Genomic DNA, 23,165 nt, shown 5'->3' with positions numbered 1-23,165 from the left:
CATAAGCCGGAGGGGTCTCGTCAGCGGTTCAGACATAGAAGCGGGTCACACATATCCGTAGTGGCGCAGCAGCGGCAGCGTCAGAGCGGTGACGGTGCGGCGGTGCGCCGGTTCCATCCGGGTGCGCCAGTGGTCGTCCCGCCGCAGCTCGATGGGCCCGGTCTTGAAGCGCATCGGGTTGCCGGAGGCGGTGTGGTTCTCCGACAGCACGGCCCGGTCGTCGCTGAGGAACGACAGCGCCTCGTCGTCGGCGGGTACCCCGGCGAACTCGGCGATCCGCCGCAGCGACGCCCGGGGGTCGGCCATGAACCGCTCGTACCGGACGGTCTCGACCGGTACGCCGCGGCGGCCCAGCAGCCCGAACGCGCCGTTCTCGGCGTTCCAGTGCAGCGCGACCTTGCCCGGTGACCACTGCGCCATCCACTCCTCGCCGCCGGCCGCGGCCTCGGGCCGGCGGACCTGCTTGGCCCACGACAGCGCGACACCGCGGCTGTCGCGCACGATGTGCGCCACCCGCAGGTCGAGCCTGCCCGCGAGGCTCGCCCAGCGCAGGCAGAAGGCCAGGGACGCGTGCTTGCTGGAATCGACCAGCAGGCCCGCCCCGGTCACCTGCCGTACGGCCTCGTACAGCCGCAGGTAGTGATCGACGTAGGCATCGAGCGTCTCGCGCAGGTCACCGGACAGCTCGCGGCGGGAGAGCGTGGGAATGTGGCGGATCCGGTCGACCGGATCCCGCAGCGCCCGGAAGCGGTCGAGGTCGAAACCGTCCCAGCCGCCGAAGGCGATCTCCCCGACCTCGGTCCAGAAGGGGCACTCGCGGAAGCTCTGCCGGCAGCCGCAGGACTCGCCCGCGCCGACCCCGCGCTCCCACAGGTGGACGACCTCGCCCAGGGACATCGTCCCTGGCAGCTCGGCGACCAGGCGCTCGATCAGCGTGCTACCGCTGCGCCCGAGCCCGCCGAGGAACAACACCCGCACCGGGCCGTCCTGGTTCATCCACCCTCACCCGTATCGAGCATGAAACATCCCTTAACCGTACAGTTGACGGCCCCATGGCGAGGCCGATTCGCCCTCGGCGGCCGGGGTCGTCCCGTCCGGACGTGGTCAGATGCCGCGGCCGCGCGAATGCAGTGCCAGCAGCACCCGCTTGCCCGACACCGCGCCGGAGGCGACGGCGAGCGCGAAGGGCACCCGGCGCTCCTTGGGGTTGGCCCGCAGGGCGCGCCCGGCCCAGCGCATCGCGTCGCGGCGGCGGCCGACCGTGGCGCAGCCGAACGCGATCTGCCCGTACACCCGCCCGGCGGCGCCCGGCTCGTCGCCGATCTCCGGGTAGTGCTCCAGGAACCACTCCAGCGCGGCGACCTTGGTCTCCCAGGCCTGCGCGTAGTACGAGGTCAGGCCCCACAGCACCCGGACGAGCGGTTCGTCGACGTTCACGATGGGGTGGCGCCGGGCGGCGCGCAGGGCCAGGTCCCAGTCCTCGCCCTGGCCGCCGGGGATCGACTCGTCCACCATGCCGATCTCGATCAGCGGCTCGCGGCGGGCCACGTACGTCGAGGAGTGCACGCTCATCATCCGGTCGCGGATCAGGTCCTCGTACGTGACCCGCTCGGTGCCCGCGAGCCGGGGCAGCTCGCGCCCGTCGAAGTCGACGAGGATGCCGCTGCTGCACAGCACCGCGTCCGGCTCCTTCTCCAGTGCCGCCACCTGGGCCGCCAGCTTGCCCGGCAGCCACGCGTCATCGTCGTCGCAGGAGGCCACCAGGTCGGTGTCCAGCGCCAGGATCCCGCTGTTGCGCGCGCCGGCCAGGCCGGGCGAACGGGTGTTGGTGATCACCTGGACCCGGTCGGACTCCAGCGTGCGGTCGGGCTCGGCCCGGTCGAACACCACCACCACGCGGAGATCGCCGTCGTACTCCTGCGCCAGCACCGATTCCAGCGCGCGGCGCATGAGCTCGGGCCGGTTGTGGGTCGGCAGCACGACACCGACGGATGGAGACAAGCGGAACCCCTCCAGTACATGACCAGACGCGTACACGGCCCGATGCGGATGCATGACCAGGACCGGACCTCGATCGCCATGCCCGTGCCCGGGTTGGAGCGGCGAATCATGGCATTATCCCGCATGTGGAACCACTCGGCATCAAGGGAGCGTTTTCTTCTACCCCCCGGGTCTACGGCGACCATCGCGGCTCGTTCCACGAGTGGTTCCGGCACGACGACCTCGCGGCCGCCGGGCATCCCCTCAGCCTGGCCCAGGCGAACTGCTCGGTGTCGTCCAAGGGGACCTTGCGCGGCGTCCACTTCGCCGACGTTCCGCCGAGCCAGGCCAAGTACGTCACGTGCGTACGCGGCGCCATCCTGGACGTGGTCGTCGACATCCGCGTGGGGTCGCCCACGTTTGGGCGGTACGAGGCCGTACGGCTCGACACCGAGAACCGCCGCTGCCTCTACATCGCCGAGGGGCTCGGGCACGCCTTCATGGCCCTGGACGACGACACGATGGTCATCTATCTCTGCTCGGAGCCGTACGCTCCCCAGCGCGAGCATGGCCTGCACCCGCTCGACCCCGAACTGGGCATCGCCTGGCCCGAAGGCATCGAGCCCGTCCTGTCGCCCAAGGACGCCGCCGCGCCCACCCTGGCCGAGGCGGAGAAGTCCGGGCTACTCCCGGATTATCAGGAGTGCCTCGACTTCTACGCCTCACACAAGCAGCCCTAGGCGGTCTCCTGTGGCCAGGCGCACATGGCCATCTCGGCGATGGCCTCCAGTTCCTCGCGGGTCGCGCCGTCCCGTGCCTGCTGTGACAGCCCCTGGAGAACGGCACCGCTGAACCGGGCGAGCGCGCGCGGGTCGGTGCCCGCGGGCAGCACGCCGGAGGCCACATCGTCCTCGATCCTGCGCTGGACGGCGCGGACGTTGTCGTTGCGCAGCCCACGCAGGTACTCCTCCACCTCCGCCGATCCTGGCGCGCAGTTGGTGGCGGCGGTGATCACCAGGCAGCCCCGGGGCAGGCCCGGGACGGTGTACGCGGTGGCCGCCTCGCGCAGCATCTGCGCCACCGCGCGCTTGGCGGTCGGCTCCTCCGCCATCGCGCGGACCGCGAAGACGCCGTACCGGGCCCGGTTGCGGTCCACCGCCTCTTCGAACAGCGTCCGCTTGTCGCCGAACGCCGCGTACAGGCTGGGCGCGCCGATCCCCATGGCCCGGGTCAGCTCGGCGACCGAGGTCGCCTCGTACCCGTGCGTCCAGAACAGCAGCATGGCCTGCTCCAGGGCCTCCTCCCGGTCGAACGACCGGGGGCGTCCGCGCTGCTTCGCCGTCATGCCCCAATTTTATAGCACTCGCTAAACAATATGCTACGGTCCTTTTTGTAGCGATCATTAGCGAAAGGTGTGAGCGGCATGAGCGGGATCCTGGACGGCAAGACGGCACTGGTCACCGGGGGAAGCCGGGGCATCGGGCGGGGCACCGCGGTGCGGCTGGCGGCGGACGGTGCGCGGGTGGCGGTGCACTACGGCGACAACGAGGTGGCCGCCAAGGAGACCGTGGCCACGATCGAGAACGCCGGCGGAAGGGCCTTCCCCATCGGGGCGAAGCTGGGCGTCCCGGGCGACGCCGAGGCGCTGTGGACGGCCTTCGACCGCGAGGCGGACGGCCTGGACATCCTGGTCAACAACGCCGGCACCGGGCTGTACAGCCAGATCGCGGAGGTCGATGAGCAGGGCTACGACGAGGTGTTCGCGGTCAACGCCAAGGCACCGTTCTTCATCGTGCAGAAGGGCCTGGCACGGCTCCGGGACGGCGGGCGGATCGTCAACGTCTCCACGGGGTCGACCCGGATCGCGACCCCGGACATCATCGCGTACGCGATGGCCAAGGGCGCGCTGGAAGTACTGACGCACACGCTCGCCCAACAGCTCGGCCCGCGCGGGATCACCGTCAACAGCGTCTCCCCCGGCATCGTCGAGACCGACATGAACGCCTGGCTGGCCGACCCGGCGGCCCGCGCGCAGGCGGGCTCGCTCTCCACGTTCGGCCGGGTGGGGCAGGCGGCCGACATCGCCGACATCGTCGCCTTCCTGGCGTCCGACGACTCCCGGTGGGTCACCGGGCAGCGGATCGACGCCACCGGCGGCTCGATGCTCGGGCTCAGCCTGCCCGTCTGATCAGCCTGCCCGTCTGATCAGCGCAGCGCGGGCCAGGCGGCGCGCAGGGCGTCCCGCCAGTCGCGGATGGGGCTCAGGCCGGCCGCGGCCCAGCGGTCGTGCCCGAGGACGCTGTACGCGGGACGCGGCGCGGGGCGGGGGAACGCGGCACTGGAGACCGGCCGGACGCGGCCGGGATCCAGGCCGAGCAATGTGAAGATCTCGCGGGCCAGCCCGTACCAGGTCGTCCGGCCCGCGCTGGTCCCGTGGTAGACGCCGTGCGGGGCACCGGAGCGGGCGAGCGCGACGATCTGGTCGGCCAGATCGCCCGTCCAGGTGGGCTGGCCGAACTGGTCGTCGACGACGCTCACCGTGTCGCGCTCGGCGGCCAGCCGCATCATGGTCTGGACGAAGTTGGGGCCGTACGCCCCGTACAGCCACGCCGTGCGGACGACGTAGCCGCCCGCCTTCGCCGCCGCCTGCTCCCCCGCGAGCTTGGTACGCCCGTACGCGTTGACGGGCGACGTGGGGGCGTCCTCGGCGTACGGGCGGACGCCGCGGCCGTCGAAGACGTAGTCGGTGGAGATCTGGACCAGGGTCGCCCCCGTATCGGCGCACGCGTCCGCCAGGCCCCCGACCGCCGTGCCGTTGACGGCCAGGGCTGCGTCCTCATCGGTCTCGGCGCCGTCGACGGCGGTCCAGCCGGCGCAGTTGACGACCGTCGCGGGGCGGTGCCGTTCGATGACCTCGCGGACGGCGACCGGGTCCCGCAGGTCCAGGTCGGAACGGGTGAGCGCGACGGCGCCGTCCAGACGCACGGCGAGGTCGGTGCCGAGCATGCCCCCGGCACCGGTGATGAGCCAGCTCAACGCGCGTCCTCAGAGCGCTTCTTGAGGGGCTCCCACCAGTCGCGGTTGTCCTCGTACCAGCGGACCGTCTCCGCCAGTCCCTCCTCGAACGTGATGCTCGGGGCATAGCCGAGGCCGCGCAACTTGGCGTCGTCGAGGGAGTAGCGGCGGTCGTGGCCCTTGCGGTCGGCCACCCGCTCCACCCGGTCCCAGCCGGCGCCCAGGGCGTCCAGGAGCCGCTGGGTGAGCTCCAGGTTGCTCAGCTCCGCTGTACCCGCGATGTGGAAGACCTCGCCGGGCTCCGACCGGTCGGCGCGCTCGGCGACCAGCTGGATGCCCCGGCAGTGGTCGGCCACGTGGACCCAGTCGCGGACGTTGCCGCCGTCCCCGTAGAGAGGGACGGTGTGCCCGTCCATCAGGTTGGTGGCGAACAGCGGGATGACCTTCTCGGGGAACTGGTACGGCCCGTAGTTGTTGCCGCAGCGGGTGATGCCGACCGGCAGGCCGTGGGTCCGCGCGTAGGCGCGCGCGATCATGTCGCCGCCCGCCTTGGCCGCCGAGTACGGCGAGTTGGGCGCCGGCGGGGCGTCCTCGTCCCAGGAGCCGGTGTCGATGCTGCCGTACACCTCGTCGGTCGACACCTGGACGATGCGCGGCGTCCCGGCGTCAAGGCACGCCTGCATGAGTGCCTGCACGCCCTGCACGTTGGTACGGACGAACTCCCCGGCGCTGGCGATCGAACGGTCGACATGCGACTCGGCCGCGAAGTTGATCACGGCGTCATGGCCGGGCACCAGATGGGCCAGCAGTTCGTCGTTGCAGATGTCGCCGTGCACGAACGAGAAGCGGCCCGCGACCGGCTCCAGGTTGGCCAGGTCGCCCGCGTAGGTGAGCTTGTCGAGCACCGTGACCTCGGCGCCCGCCCAGGCCGCGTACCGGCCCGAGACCAGCTGGCGGACGTAGTGCGACCCGATGAAGCCGGCACCGCCGGTGACCAGGACCCTCATTTGCTGATCTGCACTTTGCTGTGGTCTCCCAGAACGAGGCGATGGGCCTTCGGAACGCGGGGGGCCGGGGTCACCTCGACCTCGCGGCCGATCAGCGAGCACTCGATCCGGCCCACACCGTCGATCGACGCGCCGCGCAGCACGATCGAGTACTCGATCTCGCTGTCGATCACCGAGCAGTCGCGGTCGATCGAGGTGAACGGGCCGACGTAGGAGTCGCGCACCACCGAACCGGCCCCGACGATCACCGGGCCGACGACCCGGGAGCCGGTGACGGACGCGCCCGCCTCCACCACGACCCGGCCGATCAGCTCGGACGAGGCGTCCACGTCCCCCTCGACGAGGGGCTCGACGCTCTCCAGGACCAGCCGGTTGACCTCCAGCATGTCGGTGACGTTGCCGGTGTCCTTCCAGTAGCCCGAGATCACGGTGGACTCCACCCGGTGCCCGCCCTCGATCAGCGCCTGGATCGCATCGGTGATCTCCAGCTCGTTCCGCCAGGACGGCTTGAGCCCCGCGACCGCCTCGTGCACGGCCCGGGTGAACAGGTAGACGCCGACCAGGGCCAGATCGCTCTTGGGACGCTCGGGCTTCTCCTCCAGGCCGACCACCCGGCCCGAGCCGTCCAGCTCGGCCACCCCGAACGCGCGCGGGTCCGAGACCCGGGTCAGCATGATCTGCGCCTGCGGGCGCTCGCGCCGGAACCGCCGCACCAGTCCGTCGATGCCGCCGACGATGAAGTTGTCGCCCAGGTACATGACGAAGTCGTCGTCACCGAGGAACTCGCGCGCGATCAGCACGGCGTGCGCCAGCCCGCGCGGCGCGTCCTGCGGCAGGTAGGTCACCTGGAGCCCGAAGCGCGAGCCGTCGCCGACGGCCTCCTCGATCTCCGCGGCGGTGTCGCCGACGACGATGCCCGCCTCACTGATCCCCGCGTCCCGGATCGCCTCCAGCCCGTAGAACAGCACCGGCTTGTTGGCGACGGGCACGAGTTGCTTGGCGGAGGTGTGGGTGATGGGCCGCAGCCGGGAGCCGGCCCCGCCGGCCAGCACCAGAGCTTTCACAGGGCGCCCGGGACGGCGGGGTCCGGGAGGATGCGAGGGGCCACAAGGCCTCCAAAGGGTCACCGGCTCCAAGGGCCACCGGCGAAAAGGTCACCGGCAGGTCGATGCGTGATCGACACTACCGGCGCCGATCACCCCGTGACCTCGTGGTTTGCGGCCGCCTCCGGCCGGGGCGCGGCCACGTCCGGCCGCCGGACGTGGACCCGCCGCACCCCCGCGTGTGTTACTTCGCCCCGGTGATCATTCCGGCGCCGACGGTGTTGTTGGTGGCCTCGTCGATGAGGATGAAGCCACCGGTCATCCGGTTGCGGCCGTAGTCGTCGACGAACAGCGGCTGGGTGACCCGCAGCGCGATCCGGCCGATCTCGTTCAGTCCCAGCCCCTGCGCCGAGTCGTCGCGGTGCAGCGTGTTGACGTCCAGCCGGTAGTGCAGTTCCTTGACGACCGCCTTGGCGGTACGGGTGGTGTGCTTGATGACGACCTTCATCCGGGGGGTGAGCTCCCGGTCGGGGGTCATCCAGCAGACCATCGCGTCCAGGTCCTGCGCGGTCTCGGGCCGGTTGTTGGGCCGGGCGATCATGTCACCGCGCGAGATGTCGATGTCGTCGGCCAGCCGCAGCGTGACCGACATCGGCTGGTACGCCTCCTGGACCGGGCCGCCCGGACCGTCGATGGCGGTGATCGTCGTGGTCAGCCCGGACGGCAGGTGCACGACCTCGTCGCCCGGCTTGAGCACGCCGCCCGCGACCTGGCCCGCGTACCCGCGGTAGTCGTGCAACTCGGGGTCGGTCGACTTGTGCGGGCGGATCACGTACTGCACCGGGAACCGCACGTCGATCAGGTTGCGGTCGGAGGCGATGTGCACGTGCTCCAGGTGGTGCAGCAGCGAGCTGCCCTGGTACCAGGGGGTGTTCGGCGAGCGTTCCACCACGTTGTCGCCGTGCAGCGCCGACAGCGGGATGAACGTCAGGTCGGAGACCTCGAGCTTGGCGGCGAACGCGGTGAACTCGTCCACGATCCGCTCGAAGACCTGCTGGTCGTAGTCGACCAGGTCCATCTTGTTGACCGCCACCACCAGGTGCGGCACCTTCAGCAGCGTGGTCAGGAAGGCGTGCCGCCTGGACTGCTCCAGGATCCCCTTCCTGGCGTCCACCAGGATGATCGCCAGATCGGCGGTGGAGGCGCCGGTGACCATGTTGCGGGTGTACTGGATGTGCCCAGGCGTGTCGGCGATGATGAACTTGCGCCGCGGCGTGGCGAAGTAGCGGTAGGCGACATCGATGGTGATGCCCTGCTCGCGCTCGGCCCGCAGCCCGTCGGTGAGCAGCGCGAGGTTGGTGTAGTCCTCGCCGCGGTCGACGCTGGTCCGTTCCACCGACTCCAGCTGGTCCTCGAAGATCGACTTGGAGTCGAACAGCAGCCGGCCGATCAGCGTCGACTTGCCGTCGTCGACCGAGCCGGCGGTGGCGAACCGCAGGATGTCCATCGTCTTAGCCGTGCTCTCGTCTGACGACGTGGCCATTAGAAGTAGCCCTCCTTCTTGCGGTCCTCCATGGCGGCCTCGCTGGAGCGGTCGTCGGCCCGGGTCTGGCCGCGCTCGGTGAAGTGGGCACAGTGCCGCGATCTCCAAGACCTTGCGCCGCTCATCAGAAGTACCCTTCCTTCTTTCGATCTTCCATCGCGGCCTCGCTGGAGCGGTCGTCGGCCCGGGTCTGGCCGCGCTCGGTGATGCGGGTCGCGGCGATCTCCTCGATGACGTCGTCCAGGCGCAGGGCGTCGGACTTGACCGCTCCGGTGCAGGACGCGTCGCCGACGGTGCGGTAGCGCACCATGGCCTCGAACGCCGGCTCGTCGTCGCCGCGGTTGGCGTACGGCAGGTCGGCCAGCAGCATCCCGTCGCGCTCGAACACCCGCCGGGTGTGCGCGAAGTAGATCGGCGGCAGTTCCAGATCCTCGCGCCGGACGTAGTCCCAGATGTCCAGTTCGGTCCAGTTGGACAGCGGGAACACCCGGACGTGCTCGCCCTGCTGGATCTTGGTGTTGAACAGGTTCCACAGCTCGGGCCGCTGGTTCTTGGGGTCCCACTGGCCGAATTCGTCGCGGAACGAGACCACCCGCTCCTTGGCCCGTGCCTTCTCCTCGTCCCGGCGGGCGCCGCCGAACGCGGCGTCGAACCGGTGCTCCTCGATCGCGTCCAGCAGCGTCGTGGTCTGCAGCCGGTTGCGGCTGGCCCGCCGACCGGTCTGCTCCACCACGCGGCCCTTGTCGATCGAGTCCTGAACGGAGGCGATCACGAGCCGCACGCCCAGCTCGGCCACCCGGCGATCGCGGTACTCGATCACTTCGGGGAAGTTGTGGCCGGTGTCGACGTGCATCACCGGGAACGGGACCGGGGCGGGAGCGAACGCCTTCTGCGCCAGGCGCAGCATGACGATGCTGTCCTTGCCGCCCGAGAACAGCAGGACCGGCCGCTCGAACTCCGCGGCCACCTCCCGGATGATGTGGATCGACTCGGCTTCGAGGATGTCTAGCTGTGACAGCTGGTAATCGGAGCGCTGCATCGTCTGGGGCTCTCTCCACGCTTCTGGCAGTGCACCGGTGGTCTCGCGGATGACACGGCGCCATCCCACCGGCCGGACGGCGATCCCCCGCCGGTCACTCCGGCAGGGAGTCGCTCACGTCCCGGATGCCGGTCAGCAGCGCCGCCGCCGACTCGGGGTGACACACCAGGATATCCGGCAACCTGGGGTCCTTCCGGTTGTAGACGGCTTCGGAGCCGTCGATCCGGGACGCATGGGCGCCGGCGGCCAGGGCCACCGCGACCGGCGCGGCCGAATCCCACTCGTACTGGCCGCCCGCGTGCACGTACGCGTCGACCTCGCCCAGCAGGACCGCGGAGATCTTCGCGCCGGCGGAGCCGATCGGGACCAGTTCGGTCTTGAGGCCGGCGGCCTCGTCCAGCCGTTCGGCCAGCCGCTGCACGAAGGCGGGCGGGCGGCTGCGGCTCACCGCGATGCGCAGGCGGCCCGGCTCAGGGGCGGCCTGCCGCAGCTCGCGCGCCGCGCCGGACGTGTCGACGGCCAGGGCCCCGCCGGGCGAGGTGCGGAGAGTCAGCCCCTGGGCGGGCAGCGCCACGGCGCCCGCGGCCAGCCGGCCCTTCTCCCACAGCGCCACGTGGACGGCCCAGTCGGAACGGCCCTCCTCGGAGAACTCCCGGGTACCGTCCAGCGGGTCGATGATCCACACACGGTCGGCGGTGAGCCGGACCGACGCGTCGGTGTTGCCGGTGGGGGGCCCGTCCATCGCCGCGACGCCGGAGCTCTTCCCGGCGACCGAGGCCCGGCCCTCCTCGGACAGGACGGCGTCGGCCGGGCGCCGCTCGGCCAGCGCGCCCATCAGGAACTCGTGCGCCCGCAGGTCGCCGGTGTCCTTCAGCACGCGAGCGTCGGCGAAACCGGTCTCGTCGCGTACGCCCAGCAGCAGGCGCCCCGCGGCCTCGGCCAGTTCCCCCGCGAGCACGTGGTCGTCCACCGGCCCGCGCTCCAGATCCTCCGTCAATCCCACCACAATCCCTACTCGGTTGATCTGTTTACTCTATATTGCCGTTCCTGCCGGAGATTCGCCGGGCGGGCCCGTGAGCTGCCGGGCAGGCTCGCGGATCGCCGGGCAGGCTCGCGCGGGCCGGAGCCCCGGAGCCGCCCGGCAGGACCTCTGCGGGCTGTGTGCCTCGGCGGGCTGTGTGCCTCAGTAGGCGCCCGAGCCCCGGAACACCGCCGACCAGGTCTTCCACATGATCTGCAGGTCGAGGGCCAGGGTCCAGTTCTCGACGTACCGCAGGTCGAGCCGGACCGACTCGTCCCAGGACAGGTCCGAGCGGCCGCTGACCTGCCACAGGCCGGTCATCCCCGGCTTGACCGCCAGCCGGCGGTACACGTCGCCGCCGTACTGGGCCACTTCCTCGGGCAGCGGCGGCCGCGGGCCGACCAGCGACATCTCGCCGCGCACCACGTTGAACAGCTGCGGCAGCTCGTCCAGCGAGTAGCGGCGCAGCCGGCGGCCGACCGCGGTGATCCGGGGATCGGCCTTGATCTTGAACAGCACGCCGTCGTTCTCGTTGGCACCGGTCAGCTCGATCTTGCGGGCCTCGGCGTCCGCCACCATCGTGCGGAACTTCAGCACGGTGAACTCGCGGCCGTCGCGGCCCACCCGGGTTTGCCGGAACATCACCGGGCCCTGGCTGGTGACCTTGATCAGGAACGCCACGAGCAGGAGCAGCGGGCTCAGCAGCAGCAGCCCGCCCAGCGCCAGGGTCCGTTCGAACAGTCCCTTGAGCAGCTTGCGGGAGCCCTCCAGCTCCGGATGCTCCACATGCAGCAGGGGCAGCCCGGCCACCGGCCGGATCGAGATCCGCGGGCCGGTCACGTCCATCAGCGCGGGCGCCACGACCAGCTCGACATCGTCCCGCTCGATCTGCCAGGCCAGCCGGCGCAGCGCCACGCCGTCCATCTCCGGGCAGGCCAGCACCGCCACCGAGTCGGCGCCGCTGCGCCCGACCACGGCCGCCGCCTGGCTGAAGTCGCCCAGCACCGGCACGCCCTCGACGTCCGTGACCGCGTCGTCGCCGGCGGCCAGCGCCGGCGGCAGGCACACGCCCACGATGTCCATCCCGTGGTAGCGCTTCTGCTGCAGCAGCCGGATCAGGTCGGCGACCGCCGCGCGGTGCCCGACCGCGATCACGCGCCGCATGCACTCGCCCTTCCAGCGGCGGTTGTGCAGCCACTTACGCAGCCGGTAGCGCGCGATCAGGGCCAGGACCGTCCCCATGGGCAGGGCCATCACCACGTACCCGCGGGCCACCTCGGTCTTGGTGGCGTACGCCACGATCGCCACGGTCGCGGTGACGATGAACCCCGCGCGCAGCACCCGATGGAACTCTTCCCAGCCGACGCCGATGAAGCGCGGCTGGTAGGCCCGACACATCATCAGGGTGAGCGACCAGGCCAGCGGCAGCGCGACCGTCAGCACCATGTACGGCATGGTCCACTCGCTGGCCATGCCTGGGAATCTCAATACGAACGCGATGAGCCCGGCCAGTAGCATGCTCGCCAGGTCGAGGATGAAGGCCATCCTGCGATAGGACTGGGTCCACCCGTTCGTACCCTGCGACCGGTTGCGATCGGCATCGACCGGGGTTTTCACCCCGACCTCTTCCACCACGGCCATTGACGCATTCACCACCACTGCCGCACCGCCCCTTTACGTACGATCCATCACGGAGACGGCCGAACGGCCGGGTAGGTTCACATGTAACGGGAAGCACGTTTGTGACGCATCTTACGATCCCGATTTGTCCCATGCTGAGCGAACGAACACTTCGCACCGGTGATCGTTGTCAACGAGTGCGTGCCCGTGCCGCCACGGTCACCTGTGGTAGCGGCGGACTTACACAGTGATCGGGTTGCACGGCGACGGCCTTACACGGTGAAGGCCCTACACGGTGTGGCCCTGCCCGGCGATCGGCTCACACGGCGTGGAACGTGTTCTGTGCCGTCTCCAGAGGGTCCGTCAGCAACGCCTCGGCCGCGTCGGCGGCCCGGTCGGCGTTGAGCTCCAGATCCTTGCGCTCGGCGGCGGAGAAGTCCTTCAGGACGAACGCTGCGGCGTCCATCCGCCCCGGCGGGCGGCCCACACCGAACCGGACCCGCAGGTACTCCTTGTCGCCCAGCGAACGGGTGATCGAGCGCAGCCCGTTGTGCCCGTTGTCGCCGCCGCCCCGCTTCAGGCGCACGGCACCGTACGGGATGTCCAGCTCGTCGTGGACGACGATGAGGCGCTCGACGGGCACCTTGTAGAAGTCGCACAGCGCCTTCACCGGCCCGCCCGACTCGTTCATGTAGCCCCGCGGCTTGGCCAGTACGGCCCGCACGCCCGCGAGGCGGCCCTCCAGGACGTCCGCGCGCCCCTTGTGTGACCTGAACCGTCCACCGGCCCGCCCGCCCAGGACGTCCAGCACCATGAAGCCGGCGTTGTGCCGGTTGCCGGCGTACGGGGGACCCGGGTTACCCAGCCCCACGACCAGCCATGGATCAGCGCTCATGAGGCTCCCTCGCTGCTCGGCGGGCGGACATCGCCACGGCTGGACATCTCCGCAGCCGGACACACGGCCGACGGCCCCCGCAGGCGTGAACGCCGCGGGGGCCGTCGGGAACGAACGGTGGCGCCGCCGGTCGCCCGGCGGCGCGGATCACTCGGCCGACTCGCCCTCGGCGCCCGCCTCGGCGGCGGCGCCCTCGCCCGCCTCCGGCTCGGCCTCGGTCGCGACGGTGGCGTCGACGATCTGCACGATCAGCAGCTCCTCGTCGGCGACCAGGGTGGCGCCGGCGGGCAGCTTCAGGTCGCGCGCCAGCACCGCGCTGTCGATCTCCAGCCCGCTGATGTCCAGCTCGACCGACTGCGGGATGTTGGTGGCCTCGGCCTCCACCGCGATCTCGACCTCGGGCTGGACCAGCCGGCCGCCGGCGACCACGTCGCCGGTGATCTCGATCGGGACGGACACCTCGACCTTCTCGCCCAGCTTGACCAGCAGCAGGTCGACATGCTCGAGGAAGCCCTTGATCGCGTCGCGCTGGACGTCCTTGGGCAGGGCCAGCTCGGAGCCGGAGCCGACGCCCTCGACGCGCAGCAGCACGTTGGGGGTCTTGAGCGCGAGCATCAGCTCGTGGCCCGGCAGCGAGATGTGCTGGGGGTCGGTGCCATGGCCATAGAGAACGGCGGGAACCTTGCCGGCCCGGCGGGTGCGCCGCGCGGCACCCTTACCGAACTCGGTGCGCGACTCGGCGGCGATACGTACCTCGGACACGGCGAAAACTCCTCAGTTGTTGCGATCCACGGCCGTCCGGCATTGGACGTCCGCTACGGACATGAGCGAATCAGGCGTTGCTCGATGCGTCAGGCGCCTCGAAGATTCTTTGCGTTGCCCGGGGAGTGCGAGTCCTCGCACGGAGCCACACTGAACGACCCGGGGCATACGCGAATTCAGCAAGTCTAGCCGATCGTCCCCATGGGCAAAGCCAGCGGGGCCCGCTCCGTCCGACCGGATCGGCCCGGCCGGCCCCCGCCGCGCACCAGGTGCGGGGTCAGCTCTGCCCGCCGAACAGGCTGGTCACCGACCCCTCGCTGAACACCTCGTTGATGGCCCGCGCGATCAGCGGGGCGATCGACAGGATGGTCAGCTTGTCGAACTGCTTCTCGTGCGGGATCGGCAGCGTGTTGGTCAGCACCACGTCGGAGATCCGCGAGTTCTTCAACCGGTCCACCGCGGGGCCGGACAGCACCCCGTGGGTGGCGGCCACCACGACCCGGGTCGCCCCGTTGTCGAACAGCGCGTCCGCCGCCTTCACGATCGTGCCACCGGTGTCGATCATGTCGTCGACCACCACGCAGGTCCGGCCCTCGACCTCGCCGACCACGTCGAACACCTTGACCTCGTTGGCCACGTCCGGGTCGCGCTTCTTGTGGATGATCGCCATCGGCACGCCGCCGAGCCGGTCGCTCCAGCGCTCGGTCACCCGGACCCGGCCGGCGTCCGGCGCGACCACGGTGACCTGCGACAGGTCCAGCCGGCTTTCGAAATGCGTGGCCAGCAGGTCCAGCGCGAACAGATGGTCCACCGGGCCGTCGAAGAAGCCCTGGATCTGCGCGGTGTGCAGGTCGACCGCGATCAGCCGGTCGGCCCCCGCGGTCTTGAACATGTCGGCCATCAGCCGGGCCGAGATCGGCTCACGGCCACGGTGCTTCTTGTCCTGCCGGGCATAGCCGAAGAACGGCGCCACCACCGTGATCCGTTTGGTCGACGCGCGCTTGAGCGCGTCCACCATGATCAGCTGCTCCATGATCCACTGGTTGATGGGAGCCGTGTGGCTCTGGATCACGAAGGCGTCGGAGCCGCGTACCGACTCCAGGAACCGCACGAACGTCTCGCCGTTGGCGAAGTCGTACGCCGAGGTCGGCGTGAGCTCGACGTGGAGGTTGTCGGCTACTTCTTTGGCCAGGTCCGGGTGGGCTCGGCCGGTGAAGAGCATGAGCTTCTTCTGGCCGCTCGCCTTGATCCCACTCACCTCTGACAACTCCCCCTCAATGGAACTGAACTACACGTGGGCGTCGTCCCCACAACCCGCGCGCGGCGGGAAGCGCCCCGGCCCGCGCGGGAGATCGTCATTCGCCGGCCTCGGCGGCGCGCCGCGCGGCCTCGGCCGCGGGTGTTCCGGCGCGCTTGCGCTCGACCCAGCCCTCGATGTTGCGCTGCTTGCCCCGCGCGACCGCCATCGCGCCCGGCGGGACATCCTGGACGATCACCGAGCCGGCCGCCGTGTAGGCACCGTGCCCGATGGTCACCGGCGCGACGATCATGTTGTCGCTGCCGACCTTGACATGGTCACCGACCACGCTGTGGTGCTTGCTGACGCCGTCGTAGTTGACGAAGACGGAACTGGCGCCGATGTTGGAGCCGGTCCCGATCGTCGCGTCCCCGACGTAGGTGAGATGGGGGACCTTGCTGCCCTCGCCGACATGGGCGTTCTTGGTCTCCACATAGGTACCGATCTTGGCCTTGCGGTCCAGCCGCGTCCCGGGCCGCAGGTAGGCGTACGGCCCGACCGAGGCCTCCGGGCCGATCTCGGCCTCGACGCACACCGCGTTGATCACCCGGGCGTCGGCCCCGACCCGGGTGTCGGTCAGCGTGCAGCCGGGCCCGACCTCGGCGCCCTCGCCCAGGTGGGTCCGGCCGTGCAGCTGCGTGCCCGGGTGGACGACCGCGTCCTGCTCGGCGGTGACGTCCACGTCGATCCAGGTGGTGGCGGGGTCGACGATCGTGACCCCGGCCCGCATGTGGGCCTCCAGGATCCGGTCGTTGAGCTGCCGGCGCGCCTGGGCCAGCTGCACCTTGTCGTTGACGCCCTGGGTCTCCACCCAGTCGGGGGCCAGATGGGCACCGGCCCGGTGCCCGTCGCCGCGCAGGATGGCGACCACGTCGGTGAGGTACTCCTCACCTTTGGCGTTGTCGGTGGTGACCCGCTTCAGCGCGTCGGCCAGCAGGGCGCCGTCGAAGGCGTACATCCCCACGTTGATCTCGCGGACGGCCCGCTGCGCCTCGGTCGCGTCCTTGTGCTCGACGATCGCGGTGACGGCGCCGGCACCGGCGGGGTTCTCCTCGCGGAGGATGCGGCCGTAGCCGGTCGCGTCGGGCATCTCCGTGGTGAGAACGGTCACGGCGTTGCCCTCGTCCTCATGGACGCGGACGAGTTCGGCCAGCGTCTCGCCGCGCAGCAGCGGGTGATCGCCGTTGGTGACCACGACCGTGCCGGTCAGCTCGCCCCGGTCACCGCCCCAGACCTGTTCCAGCGCCATCCGGACGGCGTGCCCGGTGCCGCCCTGGCGCTCCTGCACCACGGGTTCGGCCGCCGGCACCTGGTCGGCCAGGTACGAGATCACCTGCTCGCGGCGGTGGCCGACGATCACCACCAGCCGTTCGGGGTCCAGCGCGCGGCCGGCGGCCAGGACATGGCCGAGCATCGCGCGCCCGCACAGCTCGTGCAGGACCTTGGAGGTACGGGACTTCATCCGGGTGCCCTCGCCCGCGGCGAGGACGACGACGGCAGCCGGGCGGCTCGCGCTCACGTGGAGGCTCCTCGGCATCGCGGACGGGATTGGCTCGGGCGGCCGGTCTCCCTGCGCAAGCCGATCTACCTGCGCAAACAGGGACGCAACACGCCCGACACCCGAAGGATACCGTTCGCCGGAGCGCTGTCACCCGGCGGCCACCGCCATCACCGGGAACGAGGTGGGGACGAGGCCGGGGGCACGAGGGGCGCGCGAGGGGGCGCCAGGCTCCGGGAGGAGGATTCGAACCCCCGACACTGAGACCAAAACCCAGGGTTATGCCACTTAACTATCCCGGACCGATCCGACCGGATATCTCCGATCGGCGACCAGAGCCAAGATACCGTTTCCGCCGCCCTCGGCATCCGCATTATCCCGACGCCCGCATCCTCCCGGCCCGGCGGCCGGCGGCGAGCCGTCGGCCCGACGTTCCGCGGCGGCCCCGCCCAGCGGGGCTCTCGGGCGAAACGCATGACTTGTCCCGGTTTAGGACGTCGTCGAACGAGCACCCCCCACTTTGAGTCGTCCGACCATTCCCAGGGCGCAGGCGGGAAGCCCGTCTCGGGGAGAGGGTGCGGTTGGAAAGCATGCAGAACCGGTCGCCGGACGTGTCGCCGATCGAGCGGCACATCAGCGCACCTCCGCCGGCGGGGACCGAACGTTCGGCAGGCACCGGACGTTGTCCCTGCGTGAGAGGTGTCTCACCTCTCGGCTCCCGGACTCACCACTCTCGGGCTCTCCGCTCCCGGGAACGCCGTACGAGCGGATCTCCCGCCGCCTGAGATGAGGTCCGGCCGACCTTACGTACCGACCGATTTTACGTACCGGCACTGTAAAACTTACGCAACCGTAGGTTACGGTGGCGTAGGTAGGCGGTCCAGCAGACAGGGACCGGCAGCCAGGGACCGGCAGACAGGGTCCACCGGAACGCGGTCTACCAGAACAGGAAGTGGTGCCCATGACTACAGCTCCCATCCTCGATCCTCCCCGTCCCGAGCGCCGTGCCGAACTCGATCCGCAGTCCTCGGGACGGGCCGAACGGGTCCTCGTCGCCGTCTTCACCGGGGTACCGTTCCTGGCGCTCTTCGCCGCCATCCCGCTGGCCTGGGGAAGCTTTCTCGGCTGGACCGACATCATCCTGATGGCGATCTTCTACTTCCTCTCGGCGGGCGGGATCACGGTGGGCTACCACCGGTACTTCACGCACGGATCGTTCAAGGCCAAGCGCGGGCTCAGGATCGCGCTGGCGATCGCCGGCGGCCTGGCGATGGAGGGGCCGATCATCACCTGGGTCTCCGACCATCGCCGCCACCACAAGCACTCCGACAAGGAGTTCGACCCGCACTCGCCGTGGCGCTTCGGCAACGACTGGAAGGCGCTGGCCAAGGGGCTGGCGTGGGCGCACTACGGCTGGCTGTTCGACGGCAACCGCACGTCCAAGGAGCGGTTCTCCAAGGACCTGCTGAACGACCGTGACATCGTGCGGATCCACAAGGCCTTCCCCTTGCTCGTGCTGGTGACGTTCCTGCTGCCGGGCGTGCTGGGCGGCCTGCTGACCATGTCGTGGGCCGGCGCGCTCACCGCGTTCTTCTGGGCCGGGCTGGTCCGGCTGACCCTGGTCCACCACGTGACCTGGTCGATCAACTCGATCTGCCACACGTTCGGCAACGAGGACTTCGAGGTCCGCGACAAGTCGCGGAACGTGTGGTGGCTGGCCATCCCCTCGCTCGGCGAGTCGTGGCACAACCTGCACCATTCCGACCCGACCTGTGCCCGGCACGGCGTGCTCAAGGGCCAGATCGACATCAGCGCCCGGACCATCTGGGCGTTCGAGAAGGCGGGCCTGGCGTACGACGTCCGCTGGCCCGACGCCGAGCGGCTGGCCGCCAAGCGGACGAAACAGCCTGCGTGAGCGTCACAATTGGTGCCGTGACAGAACCCGCCCCCCGGTCCCGCAGGAAGCGGATGACCGGCAAGGAACGACGCGAGCAGCTCCTCACCATCGGGCGCACGCTCTTCGCCGAGCGCGGTCTGGACGGCACGTCGGTCGAGGAGATCGCCGCCGCGGCCGGGGTCTCCAAGCCCGTGGTGTACGAGCACTTCGGCGGCAAGGAGGGCCTGTACGCGGTGGTGGTGGACCGGGAGTTCGAGGCGCTGCTCGCCTCGGTGACCGAGGCGCTGAACTCGGCGATCCACTACCGCGGCAAGCTGGAGAAGGCCGCGCTGTCGCTGCTGGAGTACGTGGAGACCAATCCGGACGGCTTCCGGATCCTGGTCCGCGACTCGCACGGCGGCACCGGCACCGGCAGCTTCGCGAGCCTGCTGAGTGAGATCGCCGGCGAGGTCGAGCACGTGATGGCCCAGGAGCTGGACCGGCACGACTACGACGACAAGGTCGCGCCGATGTACGCGCAGATGCTCGTCGGGATGGTCGCGCTGACCGGACAGTGGTGGCTGGACGCGCGCCGTCCCAAGCGCGAGGAGGTCGCCGCGCATCTGGTGAACCTCGCCTGGAACGGCCTTTCGGGCCTGGAGCCCCGGCCGTCGCTGGATCCCAAGCGCCGCCGCAAGGAGGCCGAGCGCCGGGAGAAGCGGCTGGAGAAGGCCGCGGCCAAGGCAGAGAAGGCGGAGGAGAAGGCCGCCGCGAAGGCGGAGCGGGCGCACCGCAAGGAGCACCGGGACGAGGACGGCACCGAACCGCCGGACGAGCTCAAGCTGCCGGACGAGCTCGATCCGCCGGACGACAGCGAGGCCCAGGCCGACGCCGCCATCGAGCCAGGCGCCGACACGGACACCGGCACCGGCACCGGCACCGGGGAATCGGCCGTACGGCCGTCCTGAACGACGTGAGCCGGTGACCGCCGGAGTTCGTCCGTGCGGCCACCGGCGGGGTCACCGTGTTACCGGTCGTTCCCTGCCTCGGGTTTCGAGGCGCGGGTCTTTGCCGACCGCGCGTGGCGCGGCCCTGGGACACCGCTCACCATGCGGTCGGGCACACCGCAGGGGAACGATTCGCTCCGCTCGCGCGGCGGGCGGCATCCCGGTTCATGGTCCGGCGCGGTCCGCGATGACGAACACGCGCCGGAAGGGGTAGACGGTGCCGTACGGCGTGGCCGGGTAGGCCTCGCGCAGCACGGCTCCGTACTCGGACAGGAAGTCCCGGGTCTCGGCGGAGCCTTGGGTCTCGGTGGAGCCTTGGGGCTCGGCGCGGTCAAGGGCGGTCAGTACGGGGCGCAGCGTGGTGCCCTTGACCCACTCCAGTACGGCGTCCTCGCCCTGGAGGACCTGCGCGTACGTGGTCTCCCAGGCGTCGACGGCGCAGCCGTGCCTGGCCAGCAGGTCGAGGTAGCCGGCCGGGTCGAGGACGGGACGCGGATCGAACAGCCCGCCAAGCCGGTCGCGCCAGCGGGGCGATTCGCACAGCTCGCGCAGCAGGGTATGGCTGGGAGCGGCATGGTTGCCGGGGACCTGGAAGGCCAGCCTGCCTCCGGGTGCGAGTGCGTCGGCCCAGCGGGGCAGCAGTTCGGTGTGGCCGGGGATCCAGTGCAGGACGGCGTTGGAGACGATCAGGTCGGGCGGCGTCGCGGGCTTCCAGCCTGCGGCGTCTCCGACCGCGAAGCGCAGCCGGCCGGGGATCGCGTGCGCCCGAGCCGCCTCGATCATCTCGGCCGAGGAGTCGATCGCGTCGATGACCGCGTCCGGCCAGCGGCGGGCCAGGCCCGCGGTGAGCTCGCCCGAGCCGCAGCCCAGATCGGCGATCCGGCCGGGCGCGGCGAGTCCGCTCGCGGCCCTGGCCAGCAGCTCGGCGAACGCGCGGCCGCGCTCGTCGCCGAAGATCCCGTACTGCGCGGGATCCCAGACGGCGGCGGACGGCTCCGCCTCGGCATGTCTCGACATCAAGAGACATCATGCCCCGCGGATAATCTTGATGTCAAGAAAGTCTTCTCGATATCGAGACAGGTAACTCGATATCGAGACAGGTAAGGTGTCGGCATGCAGGAGGGTGTCGCCATGCGGGACGAGCGGGACCAGGACGAGGTGGACCGGCTGGTCGAGGCCTGGCACAAGGAGCGCCCTGATCTGGACGTCCAGCCGCTGCAGGTCCTCAGCCGGGTGTCGCGGCTCGCCCGCCATCTCGACCGCGCGCGACGCGCCGTGTTCGTCGCGCACGAGCTGGAGGGCTGGGAGTTCGACGTGCTCACCGCGCTGCGGCGGGCGGGCGCCCCGTACCGGCTCAGCCCTGGCCTGCTGCTGCGCGCCACGCTGGTCACCTCGGGCACCATGACCAACCGGATCGACCGGCTGGCCGCCGCCGGTCTGGTGGAGCGCCATCCCGACCCGCAGGACAAGCGCGGCGTTCAGGTACGGCTCACCGAGGCGGGCATGACCCGCGTGGACGCCGCGTTCGCCGATCTGCTGGCCCGCGAGCACGCGATCCTGGAGACCCTCCCCCCGGCCGACCGGGACGCGCTGGCGGGGCTGCTGCGGAACCTGCTGCTCCAGTTCGACAGCCCCGAGCCCCCCGGACACTGAGGCCTTGGGGGCCCTGGGGGCCCTGGGGGACCTGGGGGACCTGGGGCCCTGGGGGCACTGAGCCTTGGGGGCGCTGAGCCTTTGCAAACGCTGACGATACGTGCGGGCTCGTAGCATCGAAGGATGCGCGTGTTGGTCGTTGAGGACGAGCCCTATATGGCGGAGGCCATCCGCGATGGGCTGCGCCTGGAAGCGATCGCGGCCGACATCGCCGGTGACGGCGACACCGCACTGGAGATGCTGGGGATCAACGCCTATGACATCGCCGTCCTCGACCGCGACATCCCCGGGCCCTCCGGCGACGAGATCGCCGAACGCATCGTCGCTTCCGGCAGCGGCATGCCGATCCTGATGCTCACCGCCGCGGACCGGCTGGACGACAAGGCATCCGGGTTCGAGCTCGGCGCTGACGACTACCTCACCAAGCCGTTCGAGCTGCAGGAGCTCGTACTCCGCCTCAGAGCCCTTGATCGCCGGCGCGCCCACAACAGGCCGCCGGTGCGGGAACTCGCCGGTCTCCGGCTGGATCCGTTCCGCCGCGAGGTCTACCGGGACGGCCGGTACGTCGCACTCACCCGCAAGCAGTTCGCCGTGCTCGAAGTCCTGATCGCCGCCGAAGGCGGCGTCATCAGTGCCGAACGGCTCCTGGAACGAGCGTGGGACGAGAACGCCGACCCGTTCACCAACGCCGTGCGCATCACGGTCTCGACGCTGCGCAAGCGCCTCGGTGAACCATGGATCATCGCCACGGTGCCCGGCGTCGGCTACCGCATCGACACCGGACCCGCCACCGGGAGCGAGGGAGGCGAACGTGGATAGGGCGCCCGGATTGAGCGTTCGCCTCAAGCTCACCTTCAGCTACGCCGGCTTCCTCATGCTCGCCGGCGCGGTGCTGATCGGGGCGATCGCGGTGTTCCTGGACGGCTACCGGGAGAGGGCACAGGACCGCGGCGAGATCGTGATAGCGCCTTCGGGACCCGAACTACTGCGTGACTTCGCGCCGGCGGCCGTCGGCGCGATGGTGTTCCTCCTGGTGTTCGGGCTCGCCGGAGGGTGGTTTCTCGCCGGCCGCATGCTGGGCCCCTTGACCCGGATCACGGCCGCCACGCGAAGGGCCGCGAAAGGGTCGCTCTCACACCGGATCGAGTTGGAGGGCCGCCAGGACGAGTTCCGCGAATTCGCCGACAGCTTCGACGCCATGCTCGCGCGGCTCGAAGCCCATGTCGCCGAGCAGCAGAGGTTCGCGGCCAACGCCTCCCACGAACTGCGCACTCCCCTGGCGATCACTCAGACCCTGCTCGACGTCGCCCGCAACGATCCGAACCGCGAAAGCAGCGAGCTCGATGAACGCCTCCGCGCCGTCAACGCCCGCGCGATCGACCTCACCGAGGCGTTGCTCCTGCTCAGCCGTACCGACCAGCGTTCCTTCACCCGGGAAGCCGTCGACCTGTCCCTCATCGCGGAAGAAGCCACCGAGACACTCCTCCCGCTCGCCGAGAAGCATGGCGTCGTCATCGAAACCTCCGGGGACATCACACCCGCCATCGGCTCCCACGCGCTCCTGCTGCAGTTGACCACGAACCTCCTGCACAACGCGATCGTCCACAACCTGCCCGATCACGGGACCGTCCAGGTCAGCACCGCTGCGGGTCCCCAGGCTGCCGTGCTCACGGTCGAGAACACCGGCGACCGGCTCGGCCAGGACCTGGTATCGACCCTCACGGAACGGTTCCAGCGCGGCACCGAGCGCGTCCGCAGCGACCACGCAGGTGCCGGCCTCGGCCTCGGCCTCGCGATCGCCGAGAGCATCACCCGAGCACACGACGGAACCCTCGCCCTCAGTCCCCGAGCCGCCGGCGGGCTCCGCGTCACGGTGCGACTGCCCGCCGCTCGGCGATCGCCTTGAGGC

At 70.4% G+C, this 23,165-nt stretch carries 23 protein-coding genes and 1 tRNA gene; 7 read left to right on the top strand and 17 right to left on the bottom strand.

Annotated elements, in window-relative coordinates:
• Positions 1-45: 45 nt before the first annotated feature.
• Complete coding sequence (locus ACH34Q_RS13470; RefSeq protein ID WP_395983202.1) at positions 46-996, bottom strand: sulfotransferase domain-containing protein; 951 nt, start codon at positions 994-996, stop codon at positions 46-48.
• A gap of 108 nt (positions 997-1,104) precedes the next feature.
• The gene (locus ACH34Q_RS13465; RefSeq protein ID WP_395983201.1) at positions 1,105-2,001 is read right to left on the bottom strand and encodes a glycosyltransferase family 2 protein; all 897 of its coding nucleotides are present in this window, start codon (positions 1,999-2,001) and stop codon (positions 1,105-1,107) included.
• Between the two features lie 125 nt (positions 2,002-2,126).
• Here ACH34Q_RS13465 and rfbC point away from each other — a divergent pair, with 125 nt between their 5' ends.
• Positions 2,127-2,720 (top strand): dTDP-4-dehydrorhamnose 3,5-epimerase, encoded by a 594-nt coding sequence (gene rfbC, locus ACH34Q_RS13460; RefSeq protein WP_395983200.1) that lies wholly within the window; start codon positions 2,127-2,129, stop codon positions 2,718-2,720.
• Here rfbC and ACH34Q_RS13455 read toward each other — a convergent pair.
• The gene (locus ACH34Q_RS13455) at positions 2,717-3,325 is read right to left on the bottom strand and encodes a TetR/AcrR family transcriptional regulator (protein WP_395983199.1); all 609 of its coding nucleotides are present in this window, start codon (positions 3,323-3,325) and stop codon (positions 2,717-2,719) included. The two genes, rfbC and ACH34Q_RS13455, sit on opposite strands and share 4 nt — an antisense overlap.
• Before the next feature lie 78 nt (positions 3,326-3,403).
• Between ACH34Q_RS13455 and ACH34Q_RS13450 the strand changes: the two genes are divergently transcribed.
• Complete coding sequence (locus ACH34Q_RS13450; protein ID WP_395983198.1) at positions 3,404-4,168, top strand: SDR family oxidoreductase; 765 nt, start codon at positions 3,404-3,406, stop codon at positions 4,166-4,168.
• 17 nt (positions 4,169-4,185) lie between these two features.
• Here the strand turns inward: ACH34Q_RS13450 and rfbD are convergent, their stop codons facing one another.
• From rfbD to ACH34Q_RS13385, 13 genes are all read right to left on the bottom strand, one after another.
• Positions 4,186-5,016 carry a dTDP-4-dehydrorhamnose reductase gene (rfbD, locus tag ACH34Q_RS13445; protein WP_395983197.1) on the bottom strand — a complete coding sequence of 277 codons (831 nt, stop codon included), beginning with the start codon at positions 5,014-5,016 and terminating at the stop codon, positions 4,186-4,188.
• Entirely contained in the window at positions 5,013-6,002 is a 990-nt protein-coding gene (gene rfbB / locus ACH34Q_RS13440; protein WP_395983196.1) for a dTDP-glucose 4,6-dehydratase, read from the bottom strand. Before rfbB ends, rfbD begins: the two co-directional genes overlap by 4 nt.
• Positions 5,999-7,066 carry a glucose-1-phosphate thymidylyltransferase gene (locus ACH34Q_RS13435; protein ID WP_395983195.1) on the bottom strand — a complete coding sequence of 356 codons (1,068 nt, stop codon included), beginning with the start codon at positions 7,064-7,066 and terminating at the stop codon, positions 5,999-6,001. Before ACH34Q_RS13435 ends, rfbB begins: the two co-directional genes overlap by 4 nt.
• Positions 7,067-7,289: 223 nt before the next feature.
• Positions 7,290-8,552 carry a sulfate adenylyltransferase subunit 1 gene (locus ACH34Q_RS13430; RefSeq protein ID WP_395983367.1) on the bottom strand — a complete coding sequence of 421 codons (1,263 nt, stop codon included), beginning with the start codon at positions 8,550-8,552 and terminating at the stop codon, positions 7,290-7,292.
• A gap of 35 nt (positions 8,553-8,587) precedes the next feature.
• Positions 8,588-8,713: a hypothetical protein gene (locus ACH34Q_RS13425; protein WP_395983194.1), complete on the bottom strand. Its 126-nt coding sequence runs from the start codon at positions 8,711-8,713 to the stop codon at positions 8,588-8,590.
• Positions 8,713-9,627, bottom strand: a complete 915-nt coding sequence (cysD, locus tag ACH34Q_RS13420) for a sulfate adenylyltransferase subunit CysD (RefSeq protein ID WP_395983193.1) — start codon at positions 9,625-9,627, stop codon at positions 8,713-8,715. The genes ACH34Q_RS13425 and cysD overlap by 1 nt, the downstream gene beginning before the upstream one ends.
• A gap of 94 nt (positions 9,628-9,721) precedes the next feature.
• Positions 9,722-10,630: a 3'(2'),5'-bisphosphate nucleotidase CysQ gene (locus ACH34Q_RS13415; RefSeq protein WP_395983192.1), complete on the bottom strand. Its 909-nt coding sequence runs from the start codon at positions 10,628-10,630 to the stop codon at positions 9,722-9,724.
• Between the two features lie 180 nt (positions 10,631-10,810).
• Positions 10,811-12,289: a sugar transferase gene (locus ACH34Q_RS13410; RefSeq protein ID WP_395983191.1), complete on the bottom strand. Its 1,479-nt coding sequence runs from the start codon at positions 12,287-12,289 to the stop codon at positions 10,811-10,813.
• Positions 12,290-12,587: 298 nt separating this feature from the next.
• Positions 12,588-13,163 (bottom strand): aminoacyl-tRNA hydrolase, encoded by a 576-nt coding sequence (gene pth / locus ACH34Q_RS13405; RefSeq protein ID WP_395983190.1) that lies wholly within the window; start codon positions 13,161-13,163, stop codon positions 12,588-12,590.
• Positions 13,164-13,310: 147 nt separating this feature from the next.
• On the bottom strand, positions 13,311-13,925 hold the full coding sequence (locus ACH34Q_RS13400; RefSeq protein ID WP_395983189.1) for a 50S ribosomal protein L25/general stress protein Ctc: 615 nt from the start codon (positions 13,923-13,925) through the stop codon (positions 13,311-13,313).
• A 277-nt stretch (positions 13,926-14,202) separates the two neighbouring features.
• A complete protein-coding gene (locus ACH34Q_RS13395) occupies positions 14,203-15,183 on the bottom strand; it encodes a ribose-phosphate diphosphokinase (RefSeq protein ID WP_395983188.1) in 981 nt (326 codons plus the stop codon).
• Positions 15,184-15,280: 97 nt separating this feature from the next.
• Entirely contained in the window at positions 15,281-16,741 is a 1,461-nt protein-coding gene (glmU, locus tag ACH34Q_RS13390) for a bifunctional UDP-N-acetylglucosamine diphosphorylase/glucosamine-1-phosphate N-acetyltransferase GlmU (protein ID WP_395983187.1), read from the bottom strand.
• A gap of 210 nt (positions 16,742-16,951) precedes the next feature.
• Positions 16,952-17,022: transfer RNA gene (locus ACH34Q_RS13385), tRNA-Gln, on the bottom strand.
• 659 nt (positions 17,023-17,681) lie between these two features.
• On the opposite strand from ACH34Q_RS13385, the gene ACH34Q_RS13380 reads away from it, so the two are divergent.
• Both ACH34Q_RS13380 and ACH34Q_RS13375 read left to right on the top strand, forming a co-directional pair.
• A complete protein-coding gene (locus ACH34Q_RS13380) occupies positions 17,682-18,635 on the top strand; it encodes an acyl-CoA desaturase (RefSeq protein WP_395983186.1) in 954 nt (317 codons plus the stop codon).
• A gap of 17 nt (positions 18,636-18,652) precedes the next feature.
• On the top strand, positions 18,653-19,564 hold the full coding sequence (locus tag ACH34Q_RS13375; protein ID WP_395983185.1) for a TetR/AcrR family transcriptional regulator: 912 nt from the start codon (positions 18,653-18,655) through the stop codon (positions 19,562-19,564).
• A gap of 204 nt (positions 19,565-19,768) precedes the next feature.
• Here the strand turns inward: ACH34Q_RS13375 and ACH34Q_RS13370 are convergent, their stop codons facing one another.
• Positions 19,769-20,620, bottom strand: a complete 852-nt coding sequence (locus tag ACH34Q_RS13370) for a methyltransferase domain-containing protein (protein WP_395983184.1) — start codon at positions 20,618-20,620, stop codon at positions 19,769-19,771.
• Between the two features lie 96 nt (positions 20,621-20,716).
• Here ACH34Q_RS13370 and ACH34Q_RS13365 point away from each other — a divergent pair, with 96 nt between their 5' ends.
• The 3 genes from ACH34Q_RS13365 to ACH34Q_RS13355 all read left to right on the top strand — a co-directional run bounded on the left by ACH34Q_RS13365 (position 20,717) and on the right by ACH34Q_RS13355 (position 23,162).
• Entirely contained in the window at positions 20,717-21,256 is a 540-nt protein-coding gene (locus tag ACH34Q_RS13365) for a MarR family winged helix-turn-helix transcriptional regulator (RefSeq protein ID WP_395983183.1), read from the top strand.
• A 123-nt stretch (positions 21,257-21,379) separates the two neighbouring features.
• Entirely contained in the window at positions 21,380-22,075 is a 696-nt protein-coding gene (locus ACH34Q_RS13360) for a response regulator transcription factor (RefSeq protein WP_395983182.1), read from the top strand.
• A gap of 10 nt (positions 22,076-22,085) precedes the next feature.
• A complete protein-coding gene (locus tag ACH34Q_RS13355; protein WP_395983181.1) occupies positions 22,086-23,162 on the top strand; it encodes a sensor histidine kinase in 1,077 nt (358 codons plus the stop codon).
• The last annotated feature ends 3 nt before the right edge of the window (positions 23,163-23,165 follow it).

This window comes from Actinomadura sp. 9N407 (assembly GCF_044326315.1).
Lineage (GTDB): Bacteria > Actinomycetota > Actinomycetes > Streptosporangiales > Streptosporangiaceae > Spirillospora.
The sequence above is the reverse complement of the archived record's forward strand: the minus strand, read 5'-3'. Positions and strand labels throughout refer to the sequence as shown.